16 protein-coding genes are annotated in these 18,995 nt (G+C 71.8%); 9 read left to right on the forward strand and 7 right to left on the reverse strand.

The window, feature by feature from the left end:
- The first annotated feature begins 129 nt into the window (after nucleotides 1–129).
- Complete coding sequence (locus P1V51_08015) at nucleotides 130–483, forward strand: DsrE family protein (protein MDF1562975.1); 354 nt, start codon at nucleotides 130–132, stop codon at nucleotides 481–483.
- Here the strand turns inward: P1V51_08015 and P1V51_08020 are convergent.
- Nucleotides 480–1,412 carry a hypothetical protein gene (locus tag P1V51_08020; protein ID MDF1562976.1) on the reverse strand — a complete coding sequence of 311 codons (933 nt, stop codon included), beginning with the start codon at nucleotides 1,410–1,412 and terminating at the stop codon, nucleotides 480–482. The genes P1V51_08015 and P1V51_08020 overlap by 4 nt on opposite strands.
- On the opposite strand from P1V51_08020, the gene P1V51_08025 reads away from it, so the two are divergent.
- Nucleotides 1,395–2,354, forward strand: coding sequence for a PEGA domain-containing protein (locus P1V51_08025; GenBank protein ID MDF1562977.1), 960 nt, complete (start codon nucleotides 1,395–1,397; stop codon nucleotides 2,352–2,354). The genes P1V51_08020 and P1V51_08025 overlap by 18 nt on opposite strands.
- A gap of 322 nt (nucleotides 2,355–2,676) precedes the next feature.
- Here the strand turns inward: P1V51_08025 and P1V51_08030 are convergent, their stop codons facing one another.
- Nucleotides 2,677–3,294 (reverse strand): hypothetical protein, encoded by a 618-nt coding sequence (locus tag P1V51_08030; protein MDF1562978.1) that lies wholly within the window; start codon nucleotides 3,292–3,294, stop codon nucleotides 2,677–2,679.
- Between the two features lie 66 nt (nucleotides 3,295–3,360).
- Here P1V51_08030 and P1V51_08035 point away from each other — a divergent pair, with 66 nt between their 5' ends.
- Complete coding sequence (locus P1V51_08035) at nucleotides 3,361–5,142, forward strand: hypothetical protein (GenBank protein ID MDF1562979.1); 1,782 nt, start codon at nucleotides 3,361–3,363, stop codon at nucleotides 5,140–5,142.
- Nucleotides 5,143–5,176: 34 nt separating this feature from the next.
- Here the strand turns inward: P1V51_08035 and P1V51_08040 are convergent, their stop codons facing one another.
- Entirely contained in the window at nucleotides 5,177–6,139 is a 963-nt protein-coding gene (locus P1V51_08040) for a hypothetical protein (protein MDF1562980.1), read from the reverse strand.
- Between the two features lie 4 nt (nucleotides 6,140–6,143).
- The gene (locus P1V51_08045; GenBank protein ID MDF1562981.1) at nucleotides 6,144–8,039 is read right to left on the reverse strand and encodes an EAL domain-containing protein; all 1,896 of its coding nucleotides are present in this window, start codon (nucleotides 8,037–8,039) and stop codon (nucleotides 6,144–6,146) included.
- A gap of 89 nt (nucleotides 8,040–8,128) precedes the next feature.
- Here P1V51_08045 and P1V51_08050 point away from each other — a divergent pair, with 89 nt between their 5' ends.
- The gene (locus P1V51_08050) at nucleotides 8,129–8,263 is read left to right on the forward strand and encodes a hypothetical protein (GenBank protein ID MDF1562982.1); all 135 of its coding nucleotides are present in this window, start codon (nucleotides 8,129–8,131) and stop codon (nucleotides 8,261–8,263) included.
- A 165-nt stretch (nucleotides 8,264–8,428) separates the two neighbouring features.
- Here the strand turns inward: P1V51_08050 and P1V51_08055 are convergent, their stop codons facing one another.
- From P1V51_08055 to smc, 3 genes are all read right to left on the reverse strand, one after another.
- Nucleotides 8,429–8,893 carry a hypothetical protein gene (locus P1V51_08055; GenBank protein MDF1562983.1) on the reverse strand — a complete coding sequence of 155 codons (465 nt, stop codon included), beginning with the start codon at nucleotides 8,891–8,893 and terminating at the stop codon, nucleotides 8,429–8,431.
- Nucleotides 8,894–9,135: 242 nt separating this feature from the next.
- Nucleotides 9,136–10,749 (reverse strand): signal recognition particle-docking protein FtsY, encoded by a 1,614-nt coding sequence (gene ftsY / locus P1V51_08060; GenBank protein MDF1562984.1) that lies wholly within the window; start codon nucleotides 10,747–10,749, stop codon nucleotides 9,136–9,138.
- Nucleotides 10,750–10,798: 49 nt separating this feature from the next.
- Complete coding sequence (smc, locus tag P1V51_08065) at nucleotides 10,799–14,404, reverse strand: chromosome segregation protein SMC (GenBank protein ID MDF1562985.1); 3,606 nt, start codon at nucleotides 14,402–14,404, stop codon at nucleotides 10,799–10,801.
- A gap of 297 nt (nucleotides 14,405–14,701) precedes the next feature.
- On the opposite strand from smc, the gene P1V51_08070 reads away from it, so the two are divergent.
- The 5 genes from P1V51_08070 (at nucleotide 14,702) to P1V51_08090 (ending at nucleotide 18,991) form a co-directional block, all read left to right on the forward strand.
- Nucleotides 14,702–15,997, forward strand: a complete 1,296-nt coding sequence (locus P1V51_08070; protein ID MDF1562986.1) for an MATE family efflux transporter — start codon at nucleotides 14,702–14,704, stop codon at nucleotides 15,995–15,997.
- Nucleotides 15,998–16,028: 31 nt separating this feature from the next.
- A complete protein-coding gene (locus P1V51_08075) occupies nucleotides 16,029–16,601 on the forward strand; it encodes a 3'-5' exonuclease (GenBank protein MDF1562987.1) in 573 nt (190 codons plus the stop codon).
- Nucleotides 16,602–16,721: 120 nt separating this feature from the next.
- Nucleotides 16,722–17,399 (forward strand): DUF4920 domain-containing protein, encoded by a 678-nt coding sequence (locus P1V51_08080; GenBank protein ID MDF1562988.1) that lies wholly within the window; start codon nucleotides 16,722–16,724, stop codon nucleotides 17,397–17,399.
- Between the two features lie 14 nt (nucleotides 17,400–17,413).
- Nucleotides 17,414–18,052, forward strand: coding sequence for a PepSY-associated TM helix domain-containing protein (locus tag P1V51_08085; protein ID MDF1562989.1), 639 nt, complete (start codon nucleotides 17,414–17,416; stop codon nucleotides 18,050–18,052).
- Nucleotides 18,053–18,100: 48 nt separating this feature from the next.
- Nucleotides 18,101–18,991 (forward strand): GGDEF domain-containing protein, encoded by an 891-nt coding sequence (locus tag P1V51_08090; protein MDF1562990.1) that lies wholly within the window; start codon nucleotides 18,101–18,103, stop codon nucleotides 18,989–18,991.
- Nucleotides 18,992–18,995: the final 4 nt, after the last annotated feature.

The raw sequence follows: 18,995 nt of genomic DNA on the forward strand, positions 1-18,995 counted from the left end.
GATCCGCCCGAACAGCGGATCTCCCTCTCACGCCCGAATTCCGACCATTCTATCGACTCCGGCGCCGATGCCTCAAGGCGCCGCCCGGGGACCTTGCCTGGAGGCCGCCCGGGGTGGTCTATCCGGCCCATGCCCTCCTTCCTCCTCGTCCTCCTCGCCGGCCCCGAGACCGAGACGGGCCGCGCCCGGGAGGCGATCGCCACCGCCCACGCCCTCCTGGCCTCGGGGATGGCCGAGAAGGTCGAGCTCCTCCTCTCCGGTGCCGGGGTCGACTGGCTCGCCCGCCTGGCCGCCGGGGCCGAGGAGGCGGCGCCGCTGCGATCGGCGCAGGAGGCCGGGGTGGTGCTCAAGGCCTGTACCCGGGCGGCCTCCGAGCGGGGCGTGATCGACACCTTCGACGCCCTGCCCGAGGTGATCGCCGCCGGGGCGCCGACCCTGATCGCCTCCCGCGCCTCCGCCGGCTGGACCCTGCTGACCTTCTAGTCCTCCCGCTGGCCGGGCGAGGGCTCGGCGACGTCCAGGAGGAGATCCAGGACCATCCAGAGGTGGTGGTCGTTCGCGTGGGGTACCACCCGCTGGTAGGCCAGCCGGATGCCGAAGCGGCCCAGGTTCAGGGAGACGCCGAGGGCGCCGGCGAGCTGGAAGGTGGCCCGGGCGGCGCCGCCGGGATCGGTCACCGGACGCGGGATCCAGATCAGCCAGGGATCGGCCTGGGCGAAGAGGTCGAGGAAGGGGAGCGGCCGGTAGGCGGCGGTGCCCGAGAAGCCCATCCGCAGCGCCATCAGGTTGTCCACGTAGAGGCCGCCCCCGCCCTCGACGTGGAAGGCCCAGGCCCCTTCCTGCCGGCGGTAGGTGGCCGCCGCCTCCAGGCCGCCGGAGCTGCGATCCCGCCCGGGGACCATCATGAAGAGACTGTTGCGGGTCCCAGCCGGGAAGATGAAGCGCAGGGAGCCGAGCCAGAACTGCGAGGTGCGGGCGGAGGGGTTGGCGAGCGACCAGTGCGCCTCCACCGCGATGTTGCCGGTGTCCACCGGGCTCTCCGGGAGGGAGGGGGTCAGGAGGATGGGGACCGCCACGCCGAAGACGACCCCCTTGGGGCTGCGCACCAGGCCACGCAGCTGGGCCTCGGCGAAGGTCGGCACCCGGGCGCCCACCGCCAGGCCGGTCTCCAGGCGGGTCCGGGTGGCCAGGCTGGCGCCGATCCCCGCCAGCGGGAGCGGGGCGCCGTCGTCGACCACGCGCCCGAGATCGACCTGCTCCTCTTGATCGCCCCAGCCGGGCACCTGCTCGGCGCTGATCACCGGAGGCGTCAGGGCGTCGGCGGGGGCCGCGCCGGTCTCCTCTGCCGCCGCGGGGGCCGGGGAGAGGAGGAGGAGCGCGAGGAGCGCCAGGAGGTGGCCAACGCGACGCACGACGGGAGTATACTCGACGGCACCATGTGGCGACTCCTCTCGCGGCCCCTGTCGACCGCCCTGGGGCTCCTGCTGGCGGTCGCCCTCGCGGCCCCGGCCTCCGCCGCCGGGCCCGCCACCGGGACCCTGATGGTCACCTCCATCACCCCCGGAGCGCGGGTCGAGCTCGACGGCAAGCTCGTGGGGCACCTGCCCCTGGCGAAGCCCCTGCGCCTGCGGGCGGGCCGGCACAAGCTGAAGGTGAGCAAGCCGGGCTTCATGGAGGTCGAGGAGACGGTCGTCGTGCGGGCCGGCAAGCGCACCGAGCAGGACGTCATGCTCCTGGCCTTCGCCGGGGTGCTCAACGTGCGCTCGGATCCCGAGGGGGCCGAGGTGCGGATCGGCGGCGAGGTGCTGGGGAAGACCCCGCTGAAGAACGCCGAGCTGGTCCCCGGGGAGCAGACCGTGGTGGTGGCCCTGGAGGGCCACGCGCTCTGGGAGAAGAAGCTCGAGGTGCAGGCCGGCAAGACCTACCAGTTCCGGGCGATGCTCGAAGCGACGGCGCCCGGTGATGTGGCCGTCGTGGATCTCGCCGCCATCGACGCGGTGGAGCTGGGGGGGGAGGTCGATCCCTTCGCCATCGTCGAGCTCGACGCGCCGACTCCGACGCCGACGCCGGCCCCGACCCCGGCGACGGCTACCGGGGAGCCCGCCTCCGGCCCGGGCGAGGCGCCCCTGGCGGCCGTGAGCCCGCTGCCCGGGCCGATCGACGTGGGCCCCGCCGTGGCCCCCGGCCCGCGCCGGCCCCTCCTGAAGCAGTGGTGGTTCTGGACCGCCGTGGGCGTGCTCGCCACCGGCGCCATCGCCGCCGGCGCCGCCAGCGCGCCGCCGTGGCCCGTGCTCGACTGCACGCCCGTCTCGGGCGTCGACGGGCACCTCGGCCTCTCGGCCTGCGGCCGCTAGCTGGCTGTGAGCTTCGAGCTGCGAGCTGCGAGCTCGTTCACCCCTCGAGATCCCGGTCAGCACCGGCCAAGAGCGCGGTCGGCGCGCGGTGGCTCGAGAGCGGCGCGCCGGTCGAGGGAGAGCACCCGTCCGGGGGCGTGGAGGGGCCGGCTTCGCGGAGCGAACCAGCACGGATCGAAGCCGGACCCGACCTCGAGCGAGCCGGAGGCGGGTCATCGCGTCAGAGCGTCCGCGTCAGCAGGCGACCCGCCGGAGGGGAGCGTCCCCCGGACGGGTGCTCCCCCTCGGCCGAAGCAGCGCCGCGACGGGCCGCGACGTGCGCCTACCGCTCCTTGCCCTCCCAGAACTCGTCGCGCAGCTCGTCCTTCGCCTCCTCGACCTCCTCGATGATCAGGAAGAGGTCGGTGACCGAGCCGGCGTTGCCGTTGTCGAGCGCGGTGACCTGCAGCTTGAGCCGCTGCTCGCGCGGCAGGCGCAGGGAGAGATCGGGCGTGCGGGCCTCGAAGTTCGGGCTCCACTCGCCGAGGTTCTCGAGCATCTCGTTGCCCTGGTACATGCGCCCGGTGAGGAAGCCGGTCACGAAGGTGTCGATGATCTTGCCGGCCTCGTCGAGGACCTCGACCAGGATCACGTTGTCGACCTTCCAGGGCGCGGTGCCGGCCTCGTCGCCGGCGAAGCTCGCGCGGCTCCTCGGGCCCAGCACGAAGACCGGGGACTCGCCCTTCGCCACGACCGCCGGCACCATCTCGAAGTTGGTCGGGCGGATCTCGATGTCCTCCCGCTTCTCGATCTTCATCAGGGTCTCGGTGGCGGTGGTCGGGACCGCGCTCAAGATCGGGAAGCCCCCGGGCGGCGTGGCCGGGATCGTGGGGATCGTACGGGCGGGGCAGCCCGCGAGGGGCAGCAACGCGAGGGCGAGGAGCATTCCGGTGAGGCGCATGGCGACAGTCTCCCTCCGGGGGCCGGGGGGGCGTCAAGGTGCGCTGGTTTCCAGTAGACTCTGGCGATGCGTCTCCTTCCTTCGAGGCTCGCCTCCGGGCTGGGTGCGGGCCTCCTGGCGCTCGCCCTGATGGGGGCCGGGCCGGCGGCGCCGCAGCCCGGGTCGAAGCCCCCGGTGGTCCCGGAGGTCCCGGCGGCGGGCCCCTGCGCGGCGGCCGCGCCGCTGGTGGAGACCTCGCTGCGCCAGCCCTCGAAGGCGGCGCGAGAGGCCCTGGCGGCCGCGCCCCTCTACGAGGCCGAGCTCTCTCTGGATCCCGAGAAGGGGCTCCTCACCGGCCGGCTGCGGGTGACCGTCCCGGCGAGCTGGGAGGGCCCCATCGTCCTGGTCCTGCCGGTGGAGGGCGGCACCTCGGCCTCGCCCTTCGAGTGGAGTGCCCCGCGGATGGCGGTGGGGGCCGGCCAGCTCGCGCCGGTCGCTCCGAAGGTCCAGCAGGGCCTGCTGATCTTCGAGGGGCCGGCCGGCGAGGGTCCCCGGACGGTCGCCCTGGAGCTCCAGGCCACCTTCCCCTCCCTGGGACCCCCCGGGCTGAACGACGCCTTCCTCGCCCTGCAGCCGGGCCCCATCGACTTCGAGCTGGGGTCCCTGGCCGCGCACCGGCTGGGGATGACCCTGCGGGAGGCCTACCCCGTGCTCCTCGCGCGCGGGGCCGGGCCGCGCCTCGCGCCGACGCCCTGGGGCGCGCCGCTGCCCTCGCCGCCGGCCTGCCACCTGGTGAGCGTCGAGGTGCCGCGCGGCCACACCCTGCGGGCGAGCGGGCTCCAGGTCGGGCGGATCCCCGAGGGCGAGGACCGCCTCCGCTTCGCCTTCGCCGCCGGGGAGCTGCGCCGCTTCTCGCTGGTCGCGCTCCCCGAGGAGCGGCCGGCCGTCGAGGCGAAGCAGAAGGGCCTCACCCTGCGGGTGAGCGCCGAGAGCGAGGAGAGCGCGCGCCGCCTCCTGGGCTGGACCCGCGCGGCCCTCGCCTCCCTCGAGGCCGAGTGGGGGCCCTATCCCCGCGCCACCCTGGAGATCGCGACCGTGCCCCTCTCGGGGGCCGTGGACGGCCTGCGCGGGGGAGGGCTGGTGCTGGTCTCGACCGTCTTCGAGGGGGACGGCGACATCGGGGCGCTGGCCTCCCTGCAGGAGAGCGGCGGCGGCGCCGACCTGCAGGAGCTGACCCTGGTCCACCAGCTCGCCCATCAGTGGATCGGGGAGCAGGTGGCGACCCCCGGGCCCGCCCAGCCGGTGCTCGAGGAGCTGGTGGCGAGCTACGGCCTGCTGCGCCACGCCGCCCGCCGCCACGGCGCCGCCTCGGCCGAGGCCCTCTCCGACTCGGTGCTCGCGCAGCTCTACCGCGCCTGGCGGATGTTCGGCGCGCAGGATGACGCGGCCGACCGGCCCTTCGAGGCCCTGGGCCTCGGCGGGTGGGTGGGGCTCTGCGCCGGCAAGGGCTCGCTCCTCCTGCCGAAGGCCGAGGCCGCCTTCGGGCCGAAGCCCGTGCGCCTGGCCGTGCGCCGCTGGCTCGCCGAGGGCAGGGGAGGGGTGCGGGATCGGGCCTCCCTGGAGGCGGCGCTGGTGAAGGCCGTGGGCGAGAAGCGGGCGCCGGAGGTCCGGCCCCTCTTCGCGCGCCACCTCGACGAGGCTCACGGCGACGAGGACCTGGGCGTGGCCGACCTCGGCGCGCTGGGGAACTTCGGCATGCTCCCCCAGGGGATGCCGATGGCCCCCTTCGGGATGGGCCCCATCGACGACGCGGCCCTCCAGCAGATGATGGAGGAGATGCTCCGCGCCCTGCAGGGCGTCTCGCCCTGATCCAGGATCCCTGCCCCGGCGAGGACGCTTCCACCTAGCCGCCGATGCAGGCGCTCGGCCGCGCCTGGCAGGCGCCGTCGACGCAGAGGCCGGAGAGGCACTGGTCGTGGGCGCTGCAGGCGGCGCCGGCCGCCCGGGGGGCCACGCAGACGCTCACGCTGCAGAAGCCGCTGGCGCAGGGGCGATCGGGGGAGCAGGTGGCGCCCTGGAGGGCCTCCTCCACGCAGCGTCCACCGACGCAGGCGCTCAGGTAGGGGCAGCGGTCGTCCCGGTCGCAGGGGGCGCCGAGGGTCGTGAAGGCCGGCGGAGCGCAGGTGCCGCCGGCGCAGGTCGAGCCGAGCAGGCAGCGATCGTCGACGCCGCAGGCCTCCCCGTTGGGGACCCGCGCCACGCACCGGCCATCGCGGCAGAAGGCCTCGGCGCCGCAGGTGCTCTGGCCCGCCTCGCAGGCAGCGTCGATCCCGGCGAGGGGGAGGCAGGTGCCGCAGAAGTCGAGGCCCAGGACGCAGTCCGTGCCCGGGGCGCAGACGAAGTACTCGGCGTCGAGGCCACACTCGCCCCCGGCGGGCTGGAGGCCCTGCCAGAGGCCCGCGCAGGGGCCGGTGAGCTCGTAGAGCTGGTCGGCGCAGGCCACCGCCTCGAGGTGGGCCTGGCAGGCGGCGAGGGCGCTCGCGTCGAAGGCCAGGAGGCCCGCCGCCTCCAGCTCGACGTAGGCCGTCTCGAAGCCCGCGTGGCAGCTCTCCCCGAAGGCGCTCAGGCAGGCCTCGAGGGTGTCGACGTTCATCCGGCCGCAGCGCAGGTAGAAGTCGCAGAAGGCCGGGGCGATCGTCTCGCAGTAGTCCACGGCCGAGAGGGGCGGACCGGCGTCGAGCGCTGCGCCGCCGTCCGGATCGGCCTCCGGGTCCGCGGCAGAGCAGCTCGCCACGACGCCGAGGAGCAGGATGAGGTGGAGGCAGCGCACGAGGAGACAGTGAGAGACCGGAGCGGGCGCCGTCAACCGCTCACTTCGCGGCGGCCTCGGTGCCCTCCGGTCGGGGAGGCCGCCGGAGGTGCTTGCGACAGAAGGCCTCGAACTCGGGTCGTGGCATGGGCCGGGCGAAGAGGTAGCCCTGGTAGATGTCGCAGTCGTGGGCCCGCAGCTGTGCGCTCTGCGCCTCGGTCTCCACCCCCTCGGCGACCACCTTGAGGTCGAAGATCCGCGCCATCTTGAACATGGTGTCGAGCATCGCCTGGTCCCCGGCGTCGGTGTCGAGCTCCATGATGAAGGCCCGGTCGATCTTCAGCTCGTCGAGAGGGAGGCGCTTGATGTAGCTCAGCGAGGAGTAGCCGGTGCCGAAGTCGTCCATCGAGAAGCGGATCCCGAGGGTGCGCAGCTCGTTCATCAGCTCGACCACCCGATCCAGATCCTCGGCGACGACCGACTCGGTGATCTCGAAGATCAGGTGCCCCCGGAGGGCCTCACCCAGGAGGCGCTCGGTGAGCTGCCTGACCCGGGTGACGAAGCCCTGGTCCAGGAGCTGCCGGATGCTGAGGTTCACCGAGATCTGCTCGGGGGCCAGCCCCGCCTCGTGCCAGCTGCGGTAGTCGGTGAGGATCGTCTCGAGGATGTGGTCACCGAGCTCGATGATGTAGCCGGTGTACTCGGCGATGGGGATGAACTCTCCGGGCGAGACCGGGCCGCACTCTTTGCTGTTCCACCGCACCAGGCCCTCGGCGCCGACCACCAGGCCCTCGGCGTCGACCTGGGGCTGGTAGTGCAGGGAGATCTCCTCGCGCTCGAGGGCGAAGTGGAGCAGGCGCTCGATCTCCAGGTGCCTCTCCACTCGATGGGACATCTCCTGGTTGAAGACGAAGACCCCGTCCCTGCCGGTGGCCTTCACCTCGTACATGGCGATGTCCGCCTGCTTGATCAGCAGTCCGGCGACCTCGTCCCCGGGCAGGATCGGAGAGAGCCCGATGCTGGCGGAGAGGAAGAGGTGGTGACCCTCGATCACGTAGGTCTGCTTGATGGTCTCGAGGAGCTTCGCCGCCAGCGCCCGGGTGGTCTCGCTGCAGATCTCGAGATCGGGCGAGGGGCCGGCGACGGCGATGAACTCGTCACCCCCCAGCCGGGCGAGCACGTAGCCCTCCGGCAGGACCTCCTGGATGCGGCGGGAGACCTCCTGGAGCAGGCGATCCCCCACGTCGTGCCCGAGGGAGTCGTTGACCACCTTGAAGTGGTCCAGGTCGATCAGCAGCAAGCAGGAGTAGGTGCCGTCCTCGCGCAGGCCGTTGACCAGCTGCTGCAGGTGCTCGAGGAAGAACTGGCGGTTTCGCAGGCCGGTGAGCGCGTCGTGGGAGGCCTGATGGTGGGTCCGCAGCAGCAGGGCGTTGGCGCCGTCGGCGGCGTAGATGAGCACCCCGGCCAGGACGAGCGCGAAGGCTGTCAGGACGTGGCTGTACCACTCGCCGATGCTGGCCAGGTAGAGGACCAGAGGGGCGGAGGCCAGCACGATGAGCGGACGGTAGAGGCGGCGGTCGGGATAGAGCAGGGCCGAGGTGACCGTGATGGTGCCGATCTCGGTGAAGACCGCGATGAAGTGGAGGTTCTGCTCCGTGTTCCCCACGTAGATCAGGAAGATGCCCGTCCAGAGGAGGATCAGCACGTAGTAGAAGACCGAGAGCTGCCGGTACCAGCGCTCGAAGCGCCGCTTGCTCATCGTCTCGAGCTCGAGGTCCCGGTAGAGGTACCAGCCGAAGGCCGAGAGGAGGACCAGGCTCGCGTACCAGATCAGCGCCGGGAGCTGGATGCCGTGCCGCCAGCTGAGAACGATGTAGCCGAGCCCCGGGCCCAGAGAGAGCGCGATGATGACCGGAATCTGCCGCCGCAGAAAGGTCGGAAAGAGTGGTCGGTCCATCCCCTCCGCCAGCTTACTACAGGCCCTCGGCGGGAACCCCTAGGCTACTTTCTGCCGCCGCGCTCTTCGCTGTGGCTCGGTTCCGGAGTGTGGAGCTCGCGCAGTTGCTGTACGCGGGTGATGATGTCAGCGGAATCGAATGGGATCACCGCAGTTGGCAGGATCGCAGCACGATCCGGGACCAGGTCTTCTGGCTGGCCGTGGAGGCCTGCCTGCGGCTTTGAGGGGGATGCCCTCACCCCTGCTCGGTTCTCCATCTTCTGGCCCGTGGCGAGGACCCGAGGCCCCCACTTTGGGCTAGACCGGAGCCTCGAACGACTCACCGGCGCCGTCTGAGGATGCGCCTTCCGTCAGAAACACTTCGCCAAGAGGGCGATTGATCCCTGCGCCTACGCCTCGTCGAGTTTCTGTCTCGCCTCGAGCCGTTCGAGATCGACGAGGTCCTGCTTCCGCCCCGAGGCCCGCTTGTTTCTGATGAGGGCTTCCAACCCCAGAAGCTGGATCGGAGCCCCCGCATAGGTCGACTCGATGCGGTCGGGCCACGCCTCGTCGAACTCCACCCCATCGATCGCCGTGATGATGTCGATCCGGTTCGGCTCTACCCCGATCTGGTAGATCGTCCCTGACACCGAGAGGTCATCCTCCCTCAAGTCGGCGAGGGGCGCACCGAAGCGGGTGAGAGCAGCGATGACCCGCGTCGCGTTCTCGGGATCCGGCCGGACCCAGACATCCAGTTCCTTGGTGTAGCGAGGCAGGGTGTGGAGCATCACCGCGTGCGCCCCGACGACCAGGAACTCAGCCCCGGCGTCGGACAAGGCGACAAACAGATCTCTGAAGTCTTCGTTCGCCGGCATCTTCGCCTCGCCAGATGTGCACCTCGTCCACGAGCTCGTGGGCCGCAGCCCAGATTCCTTCCGGGCCCACCTTCGCCCAGAATTCGAGATCGAAGCGCCCGTCGTCCTTCTCTCCGTTGCGGAGCACCCTGCTCATCACCACTGCTCGATCTCGGCTCATAGCCGCCATTCTACCACGGCGATGATGGTGTCAGTGGAGCCGACCCCCGCGGAGCGGATTCCAGGGATCCGATCGTGGAGGGTCACTCCAGGTCCTCGGCGAAGAGGGCCTCGACGAAGGAGGCCGTCTCGAAGGGGCGCAGGTCGCCGACCTGCTCGCCGGTGCCGATGTAGCGGATCGGCAGCGCGGTCTCGGCGGCGATGCCGATGACCACTCCGCCCTTGGCGGTGCCGTCGAGCTTCGTCAGGGCGATGCCGGTCAGCGAGACCGCCTCCTTGAAGAGGCGGGTCTGCTGCAGGGCGTTCTGGCCGGTGGTGGCGTCGACCACCAGGAGCACCTCGTCGGGCGCCCCGGCGCGGGCCTTGCCCATCACCCGGTGGATCTTCTGCAGCTCCTCCATCAGCGGGATCTTGGTGTGCAGGCGGCCGGCGGTGTCCGCGATGATCACGTCGGCCTCCACGGCCTTCGCGTGCTCGATCGCGTCGAAGATCACCGAGGCGGGATCGGCGTTGTCGCTGCCCTTCACGACCTCGGCGCCCACGCGCCCGCCCCAGACCTCGAGCTGCTCGACCGCGGCGGCCCGGAAGGTGTCGCCGGCGGCCAGCACGACCTTCTTGCCCTCGGCCGCGAGGCGGCCGGCGAGCTTGCCGATGGTCGTAGTCTTGCCCACGCCGTTCACGCCCACCACCATGATCACGAAGGGCCCGCCCTCGGCGCCGACCTCGAGCGAGAGGCCCCCGTTCTCCTCGTTCTCGAGCAGGGCGGTGATCCGCTCGCGCAGGGCGCCCTTCAGATCGGCCTCGCCCTTCAGGCCCTTGCCCGCCGCCTCGCGCACCTGCTCGACCAGCTCGGTGGCCGTGTGCACGCCGATGTCGGCGGCGAAGAGGATCTCCTCGAGCTCCTCCAGGGCCTCGTCGTCGATGCTCTTGCCCAGCACCCGGCCGAGCTTCGAGAGGAAGCCGCCGCGGGTGCGGGCCAGGCTCTCGGTGAGGGAGCCGCTCGGGGCGAGGAGCGCGGCCCGGCGGGCCTCCTCCTCGGCGATCCGCGCCTCCTCCTCGGCCTGCTGGCGCGCCGCCTCGGCGGCCTCCTCCTCCTCCTCGGCCTGGCGCCGGGCCTCTGCCTCCTCGCGGGCGCGGGCCTGCTCCTCGAGGAAGGCCTGGCGGCGCTGCTCCTTGGCGGAGAGCTCGGCGTCGGGCTCGGGCGCTGCTTCGGCCGCGGCCGGCTCGGCGGCGGTGGCCGGCACCTGCTCCACGGCGGGCTCGAGGGCCGGCGCGGGTGCGTCCTCGGCGCCGTAGATCTCCGCCCGGCGGCGGGCCCGGGCGCGGCGCAGGGCGTAGACGAAGAAGATCACCACGAGCAGGGACAGCCCCCAGCCCAGGGCGACCGAGGGATCGAAGGGCAGGGCACCCTCCGCCGCCGGCGTCCCGGTGCTCTCGACCGTCCCCGTACCGCTCTCCACCCCGACCTCGGTCTCGCCGACCGCCTCCGCGTCAGCGGTAGCCCCAGCCTCAGCCTCAGCTTCCGCCTCAGCCTCAGCCATGACCTCCGCGTCCCCCTCCGCCGCAGCAACAGCCTCGGCCTCGGCGGGAGCACCGGCGAGGGCCTCGGGCTGGGCCTCCACCTCCACCTCGGGGGTGGCCGGCGGGGCGGTCTCGGTCGTCTCGGGCGTCGTCTCGGTCTTCACGGCCTCGGGCATCCGGACTGTATAGGCCAGCCCGGAGCCCCTGCGAATGCCAAAGACGCCCCTAGGCGGCGGCGGTGGCGGTCGCGGCCTCGGCCGCCTTGAGGTTCACGCTCACCAGCTTGGAGACGCCGGGCTCCTCCATGGTGATGCCATAGAGGGTGTCCGTGATCTCCATGGTCACCTTGTTGTGGGTGATGAGCACGAACTGCGAGCGCTGCGCCATCTCGGCCACGGTCTGGTTGTAGCGGCCCACGTTGTGGTCATCGAGGGGCGCGTCGACCTCGTCCAGGAGGCAGAAGGGCGTCGGCCGCACCAGGAAGATGGCGAAGATCAGGGAGATGGCCGTGAGGGCCTTCTCACCGCCCGAGAGCAGGGTGACGCTCTGGAGCTTCTTCCCCGGGGGCTGGGCGTGGATGTCGACGCCGCTGCGAAGCGGATCGCTGGGGTCGAGGAGGACCAGGCCCGCCTTCCCGCCGTTGAACATGCGGGGGAAGATCTTCTGGAAGCGGACGTTCACCGCCTCGAAGGTCTCGACGAAGCGCCGCTTGCTGGTGCGGTTGATCTTGGTGATGGCCTTGGCGAGGCGCTCGAGGGAGGCGTCGAGGTCGGCCTTCTGCGCGGAGAGGAAGGTGTGCCGCTCGGAGATCTCCTCGAACTCGGAGAGGGCGGTGAGGTTCACCTCGCCCATCTTCTCGATCTTGGAGCGCAGGGCGGCGGCCTGCTCGGCGTCGGTCTCGTCGGGCATCCGGTGGTGGTGCCAGAGGTGGAGGGCTTCGCCGACCGAGAGGTCGTGCCGCTCGCGCAGGCGCTCGGCCAGGTTGCGCAGCTCGATCTCGTGCTCGCGCCCGGCCATCTGCAGGTCCTGGTACTCGGTGCTGCGCGCCTCGCGGCCCTCGCGCAGCTGCTCGAGGGCGGCCTCGCGCTCCTTGAGGACCTCGATGCTGCGGGCGAGCTCGGCGCGGCCCTGCTCCAGGCCCTGGCGAAGGCTCTGGCCCTCCTCCCGGGCCCGGGCGGCGGCGACCCGCGCCTCGTTCATGCCCTCGAGGATCTTCTCGGCTCGCTCGGCGCTGCCGCCCAGCCAGCCCTGGAGGGAAGCCAGCCGCTCGCGCTGCTCGTTGGCGGTGCGCTCGAGGTGGGCGATCTCCTTGCCCAGGGCCTCGTGCCGCTCGGCGTCGGCGGCGTTCTTCACCCGCAGGCGCGTGACCTCGGACTGCTCCTCGGTGAGGTGGGCCTCGGCCTCGTCGCGGGCGCGGCCGAGCTCCTCGACCTTCCGCTCGCGGTCGGTCTGCTCGTGCTCGGTGGTGGAGAGGCGCTCGTGGGTGCGCTTCACCTCCTGGTCGATCTCCTTGAGCGTGGCCTTGAGGGACTCGGACTCGTGGGTGGCCAGGCTCAGGCGCTCGGTGAGGCGCTCCAGCTCGTCGGTCAGGCGGTGCTGCTCCTTCTCCTGGCTGACGATCTCGATCTGCTCGCTGTGGCTGCTCTTGGAGAGGTCGCGGACGGCCTCCTCCAGGCTGCGCTGGTGGTTCACCAGGCGGTCGCGCTCGGCCTTGTTGCGCTCGAGGTCGGCCGTGAGGTTGCTGATCGCGGAGGCGAGCTCGGCGGTCTCCCGGCGCAGCTCGAGGAGGTGCATGCCGGTCTTCTCGGACTCGCCGCCGAGGATGACGCCCTCGCCGGTGAGGACGGTGCCGTCCCGGGTCACCAGGCGCAGGCCGGGCTTGAGCTCGGGCCAGAGGGCGAAGGCCTCCTCCAGGCTGTCCACCAGGACGATGCCCGCCATGAGGTGATCGACGATCTCCTCGAAGCCCGGCTCGACCTTCACGGCCTCCCGGGCCGGGCCGATGATGCCGGGCTTGCCCAGCAGCGAGCTGGGATCCGCGTCGGTGTGGGGCCGCAGGTCGTCCATCGGGACGAAGCCGCCGCGGCCGCCGGTGCGGTCCTTGAGGAAGTTGACCAGGGTCAGGCCGGCCTCGCGGGAGCGCACCAGGATGTGCTGTAGGCGGTCGCCGAGGGCGGCCTCGAGGGCGACCTCGAACTCGGGCTGGGACTGGATGACGTCGGCCAGCAGCCCGGCGACGGCGTCCTCGGCCAGGCCCTCGGCCTCGTCGCGGTGGAGCATGACGGTCTGCACCGCCGGCTCGTAGCCCTCGTAGCTCTGCTGGATGGCGACGATGGACTCGTGCCGCGCCCGCTTGTCGGCGAGCACGTCCCGCAGGGAGCCCAGCTCGGCCTCGAGGCTGGCGATCTTCCCCCGCACGAGGTCCAGCTCGACGCTGGTGGCCTGGCGCCGGTCCTCCAGCTGCAGCTGCAGCTGGCGGGTGCCCTCGAGCTTCTCGCCCAGGGCGCTCTGGTGGACCTGCAGCTCCTCGATGCGGGCGCGAGAGGTCTCGCGCTCCTCGCGGGCCCGCTCCTGCCGGGCCTCGAGGTCCGCGCGCTGCTTGGCCAGGCCCTCGAGGTGGGTCTTGCCCTGGGAGAGGAGGCGGACGGCCTCGAGGGCGGCGGTCCGCTGGGTCTCCAGCCGCTCGGTCAGCCCGGCCAGCTCCTCCCGGTGACGGGTGGTCTGCTGCTGCCGGCCGTCGAGGACCTCCTTGTCGGCGGTGAGGACGGCCTCGAGCTCGCCCCGCTCGGCGGCCAGCTCCTCGAGCTTGGCCTTCAGCTCGGTGAGGCGCTCCTCGAGGTGGGCGATCTCCTCGCGGCTCTCCACCGCGCGGGTGCCCAGGCTCTCCTTCTCGCGCTCGAGGTTCTGGAGCCGCTCCTCGTGGAGGCGGACGTCACCCTCGGCGCGGGCGGCCTGCTCCTGCAGGGCCGCGAGGCGGGCCTCGTCCGCGGTCATGGCCTCGCGGGCCTCGGCGAGGGCAGCCTGGGAGGTGTGGATCTGCTCGGCGTCGTCGTCCAGGTGGAGGTGGGCGGTCTGCTCCTGCAGGCGCAGGGCCTCGCGCTCCGCGCGGACCTCCAGCCAGCGGTGGGAGGTGAGGTGCACCTCGATGTCGCGCAGCTCGGCCTTGTAGGCCTTGTAGCGCTCGGCCTTCTTGGCCTGACGGTTCAGGCTGTTGAGCCGGCTGCCCAGCTCGGCGACGAGGTCGCCGACCCGCAGCAGGTTCTGCTGGGTGGCCTCCATCTTCCGCTCGGCGGCCTTGCGCTTGGCCTTGAAGCGGGTGATGCCGGCGGCCTCCTCGATGATGGCGCGGCGGTCGTCGGGCTTCGCCGAGACGATGAGGCCGATGCGGCCCTGCTCGATGATCGAGTAGGCCTTGGTGCCCATGCCGGTGCCGAGGAAGAGCTCGGTGATGTCGAGGAGCCGGCAGGGCTGCTTGTTGATCAGGTACTCGGACTCGCCGGTGCGGAAGAGGCGCCGGGTGATGGCGATCTCCGCGAAGCTCCGGTAGCGGGTGGGGACCTCTTCGGGGGTGTCGTTCTTGAAGGTGAGGGTGACCTCGGCCATGCCCGCCGGGGGCCGGGCCTGGGAGCCGTTGAAGATGACGTCGGCCATGTTGCCGCCGCGCAGGTGCTTGGCGCTCTGCTCACCGAGGACCCACCGGATGGCGTCCACGATGTTGGACTTCCCGCAGCCGTTGGGGCCGACGACCCCGGTGACCCCGTCGTCGAAGCGCAGGACGGTCCGGTCCATGAAGGACTTGAAGCCGATGATCTCGAGGCGCTTTAGCCGCATTCGCAGGTATCTCCGCTGGTCCCTACTGCCGCCGGACCCCCGGGGGAGCCCCGGTGACCGACAAAAATAGCTTCTCCGAGCCGGATCCGTGAAAGGCGCAACACTTTTGGTCCGGGTCTTCCGCATCGAGGTGCGGTAAAAAACGGAACCTATTCGATCAGGTCGGACCTGATCCATCGAAAAGTGACGTGACCCTACATGACAATACCTGCCAGATCCGGGCCTGAGAAGGCCGGGCGGCCCCGGCTGCGTTCGCTAAGGCGCGAGATTCGCGAGACTCTCGCGCTCTCGGCGCCGGTGGCGGCCACCCAGCTCGGGATGATGGCCATGGGGCTGGTGGACATCGTCATGGTGGGGCCCCTGGGCACCGAGTCCCTGGCGGCGGTCAGCGTGGGCAACTCGGTCTTCTTCGCCCTGCTCATCCTCTGCCTGGGCGTGGTGCAGGCCCTCGATCCCCTGGTGGCCCAGGCCGTCGGGGCGAGGGACCGGGAGGCCGCCGGCCGCCACCTCTGGCAGGGGGCCTGGCTGGCCGTCTTCCTGGGCATCCCCCTGACCCTGCTCTTCATCGACTGCACCTGGATGTTCCGGCTGCTGGCCCAGGAGGAGGCGGTGAGCGTGCTGGCCGGCGACTACCTGGCCGGCCGGGCCTACTCCATCCTCCCCTTCCTGGTCTTCGCCGCCGGGCGCAGCTTCCTCAACGGCCTGGGGGACACCCGGCCGGTGATGTGGGTCGCCCTGGGGGCCAACGCGGTGAACGCCGCGGCCGACTGGGTGCTGATCTACGGCAACCTCGGCGCGCCCCGCCTGGGGGTGATGGGCGCCGGATTGGCGACCTCGATCGTCCGGGTCTGCATGCTCGCCGCGGTCTTCGTCCTCCTCGCCCGGCCCCACTACGCCGCCCTCCGGGGCCGGCCGGCCTGGCCCCACCTCGGGCACCTGCGGCGGATCGCCAACGTGGGGCTGCCCATCGGCGGCCAGCTCTTCCTGGAGGTCGGCCTCTTCGCCACCATGAGCATCTTCTCGGGCTGGCTGGGGGCCCGGGCCCAGGCCGCCCACCAGATCGCCCTCTCCCTGGCCTCCTTCTCCTTCATGGCCCCCCTGGGGCTCTCGATGGGGGCGACCGTGCGGGTGGGGCACGCGGTGGGGGCCGGCCGCCTCGACGCCGCCGAGCGGGCCGGGAAGGTCGCCATCGCGCTGGGCGCGGCGATCATGGGGACCGGGGCCGTCTTCTTCCTGCTCTTCCCCCGGGCCCTCTCCTCGATCTTCTCCCCCGAGCCCGAGGTGCTGGCGACCTCGGCGGTGCTGGTGGCCATCGCCGGCATCTTCCAGGTCTCGGACGGGGTGCAGGTGGTGGCCACCGGCTGCCTGCGGGGGGCGGGCGACACCCGCACCCCCTTCTGGGCCAACGCCCTCTCCCACTGGGCGCTGGGGGTCCCCCTGGCCTGGCTGCTGGCCTTCCCCGGCGAGATGGGGGTGCGCGGGCTCTGGTGGGGGATCACCGCCTCCCTCACCGGGGTGGCGGTGGTGGAGACCATCCTCTTTCTCAGGGGGGGATGGCGGAGCCTGGCCCGCCTCGAGGCCGGCCCGAGTTGACGCGGGGCGGCGTGGGGTCCTAGCTAGCTCCATGGCAGCTCCCCTCTGGATCTCCGTCGACATCGAGTCCACCGGGCCCGCGCCCGGCGTCTTCTCGATGATCTCCTTGGGCGCCTGGGTGGTGGGCAAGGACCGCCAGCAGGAGGGGACGACCTTCTATGCCGAGCTCGAGCCCATCTCCGAGAAGTACCAGGAGGCGGCGCTGAAGGTGGCCGCGCCGGGCAAGACCCACGCCCAGCTCTACACCGACGGAGAGGATCCCCAGATGGTGATGATCCGCTTCGTGGACTGGGTGAAGGATCAGGCGAGGCGCTACGGCGGCAGCCCCACCTTCGTCGCCCACAACGCGCCCTTCGACTGGATGTTCGTCACCTGGTACCTCTGGCGCTACGTCGAGGAGAACCCCTTCGGCTGGGCGGCCGTGGACACCCGGGCCCTCTTCTTCGGGATGAGCGACGCGGGCTGGAGCAAGACCCGCCTCGAGCAGATCAAACAGCGCTTCCCCCTCGACCGGATGCACAAGCACCACGCCCTCGAGGACGCGATCGAGCAGGGCGAGCTCTTCCTGAAGCTCCTCGAGGCCCGCCGGCCGCTGCCCGGCTAGGCACGGGGCCGGGGAGCGGCAAGGTGGGGCAGGGGTGGGGGATGCACCCGCTCTTTCGGCTTCCGTGCCGATTGGGTAGCTTCGCGCCTCCCATAGAACCCCCACCTCCGGAGAGGCGCCATGCTCCCACGCGCGATTTCTCTTCTCGTCCTCCTTCCCTTCCTCCTCCTCCCCGCCTGCCAGACCACGGTCAGCACCCCGGCCGGCGGTGGCGGCGGCGACGCCGTCGCGAAGAAGGCACACGACTGCAGCCAGCACGCCGAGGGCGAGGAGGGCTGCGGGGGTGACTGCGGCGCCAAGGCCGAGGCCAAGGAGGGCGAGGGCCACGACTGCAGCGCCGGCGCCGGAAACAAGATCGAGCACCCCGATGTCGAGAAGGAGGTCGTCGACGGGACGACCGTGCTGAAGGCCGGCGTCCCGCTGGGCAGCACCGCCGGCGCCACGGAGGTCACCGTCCAGGCCCTCCTCGACGAGCCCGAGAAGTTCGCGGGCAAGGTGGTGAAGGTCACCGGTGACGTCTCGGCGATGTGCCACCACAAGCGGGGCTGGTTCGCCCTGGTGGCGCCGGACAAGAGCGGCCGCAACCTCCGCGTGCTCACCGCCCCGAGCTTCCTGGTCCCCGAGGGTGTCATCGGCATGAACGCTTCCACCGAGGGCGTGGTCGAGCTGATCGAGATCCCCGAGGAGGCGGCCCGCCACTACGCCAAGGAGCACAAGCTCGGCGATCCGATGGAGATCGTCGGCCCGCAGAAGCAGGCCGTGATCCGCGCCGCCGGCGCCGCCTTCCGCCAGGCCTGATCCCGCCCGCCTCGATGTCCGACGCCAAGGCGAAGCGCCGGCCCGGCAAGGGCTGGCGACGGTGGCTCTACGACCTGCACCGCGACGCGGGCTTCCTCGTCGCGGGGCTGGTCTTCGTCTACGTGGTCAGCGGCATCGCCGTGAACCACCGCGAGCACTGGGACTTCAACTCGGTCATCGAGGAGAGGACCGAGCCCCTGGCCTCCCCGGCCGAGCTCCTGGGGCTGGCAGACGATCCCCGCGAGCCGGGCGTGCTTGCCCGGGACGAGGAGGCGGCCCTGGTCGCCGCGATCGGGAAGCGGCTGCGCCGCAGCCAGGTCCCCTTCAAACAGATGTGGCGCGGGCCGGACCGGCTCTCCCTCCTCTACGGCGTGGGCGGGAAGGACGTCGTCGACTACTTCCCCTCCACCGGAGAGGTCGAGCACCAGAAGCGCAGGGACCGCTTCCTCTTCCGGGCCTTGAACTACCTCCACCTCAACGAGGGGCGGGGCGCGTGGACCTGGCTGGCCGACGTCTTCGCCCTGCTCCTCTTCTTCCTGGCCGCCTCGGGCCTGGTGATGGTGAAGGCGCGGCGGGGCTGGCGCAGCCGGGCGGGCGTGCTCCTGGCCCTGGGCATCGTGCTGCCCTTCGTGGCGCTGGCGTTGATGCGATGAGCGCGAGGGGCGTGGACAGAGGGCCAGGCCCCCAGCCTATGCTGGGGCGTGCCCAGCCCTCCCGAAGACCCTCCGAGCGCGGCCGGCGCCTCGCCGGTGGTCGCTGCCCTCTCCTTCGCCGCGATCCTCGGCATCGCGGTGGTCGACTGGTGGGTGACCCAGGGGCTCTCCTTCTCGATCTTCTACCTGGTCCCGGTCTCGCTCCTGGCCTGGCGCGGCTCACTCACCCTCGGCCTCGTCGGCGCCGTCGTCGCGAGCTTCTTCTGGTTCGTGGCCGACTACAACAGCACCGTCTACGTCCACGCCTCGATCGGCGTCTGGAACGGCTTCGTCCGGCTCTCGATCTTCGTCGCCGCGGCGGTGGTCCTCGATCGGCACCGCAAGTCCCTCGGCCGGGAGCGGGCCCTGGCGCGCATCGACGGCCTGACCGGCTGCCGGACCTCCCGGGCCTTCTACGGCCACCTGGAGCTGGAGCTCGCCCGGAGCCAGCGCAGCGGCGAGCCCCTCACCGTCGCCTTCATCGACCTGGATCACTTCAAGAACGTGAACGATCGCCTGGGCCACCCGGCGGGGGACCGGGTGCTGGCCAGCGTCGGCGAGCGGCTGCGCGCGGAGGTGCGCCCCACCGACATCGTCGGGCGCCTCGGGGGCGACGAGTTCGGCCTCGTCCTGCCCGGCCTCGGCGAGGCGGCCGCGAAGGATGCCCTCGGGCGGCTCCTGGCGGCGGTCACCACCGTCCTCGACGGGATCGACCCCCTCGCGGGGGAGGTGGGCGCCAGCTTCGGCGCGATCACCTGTCAGGCCCCCGACATCGAGGCCAGGGGTCTGCTGCAGGCCGCCGACGATCTGATGTACCGGGCCAAGCGCGCCGGAGGTGCTCGCCTGCACCTGGAGCTCTGGCCCCCGCCCCCCTCGCCCCCCTCCCTCCCCTCGCAGTGAGAGG

The organism is Deltaproteobacteria bacterium (assembly GCA_029210625.1).
Taxonomy (GTDB): Bacteria; Myxococcota; Myxococcia; order SLRQ01; family SLRQ01; genus JARGFU01.

Excerpts from the sequence above, each read along its gene's own strand:
- P1V51_08015 (MDF1562975.1), top strand. The coding sequence starts at position 130 with ATGCCCTCCTTCCTCCTCGTCCTCCTCGCCGGCCCCGAGACCGAGACG.
- P1V51_08030 (MDF1562978.1), bottom strand. The coding sequence starts at position 3,294 with ATGCGCCTCACCGGAATGCTCCTCGCCCTCGCGTTGCTGCCCCTCGCG.
- P1V51_08035 (MDF1562979.1), top strand. The coding sequence starts at position 3,361 with ATGCGTCTCCTTCCTTCGAGGCTCGCCTCCGGGCTGGGTGCGGGCCTC.
- P1V51_08045 (MDF1562981.1), bottom strand. The coding sequence starts at position 8,039 with ATGGACCGACCACTCTTTCCGACCTTTCTGCGGCGGCAGATTCCGGTC.
- P1V51_08055 (MDF1562983.1), bottom strand. The coding sequence starts at position 8,893 with ATGCCGGCGAACGAAGACTTCAGAGATCTGTTTGTCGCCTTGTCCGAC.
- ftsY (MDF1562984.1), bottom strand. The coding sequence starts at position 10,749 with ATGCCCGAGGCCGTGAAGACCGAGACGACGCCCGAGACGACCGAGACC.
- smc (MDF1562985.1), bottom strand. The coding sequence starts at position 14,404 with ATGCGGCTAAAGCGCCTCGAGATCATCGGCTTCAAGTCCTTCATGGAC.
- P1V51_08075 (MDF1562987.1), top strand. The coding sequence starts at position 16,029 with ATGGCAGCTCCCCTCTGGATCTCCGTCGACATCGAGTCCACCGGGCCC.
- P1V51_08080 (MDF1562988.1), top strand. The coding sequence starts at position 16,722 with ATGCTCCCACGCGCGATTTCTCTTCTCGTCCTCCTTCCCTTCCTCCTC.
- P1V51_08085 (MDF1562989.1), top strand. The coding sequence starts at position 17,414 with ATGTCCGACGCCAAGGCGAAGCGCCGGCCCGGCAAGGGCTGGCGACGG.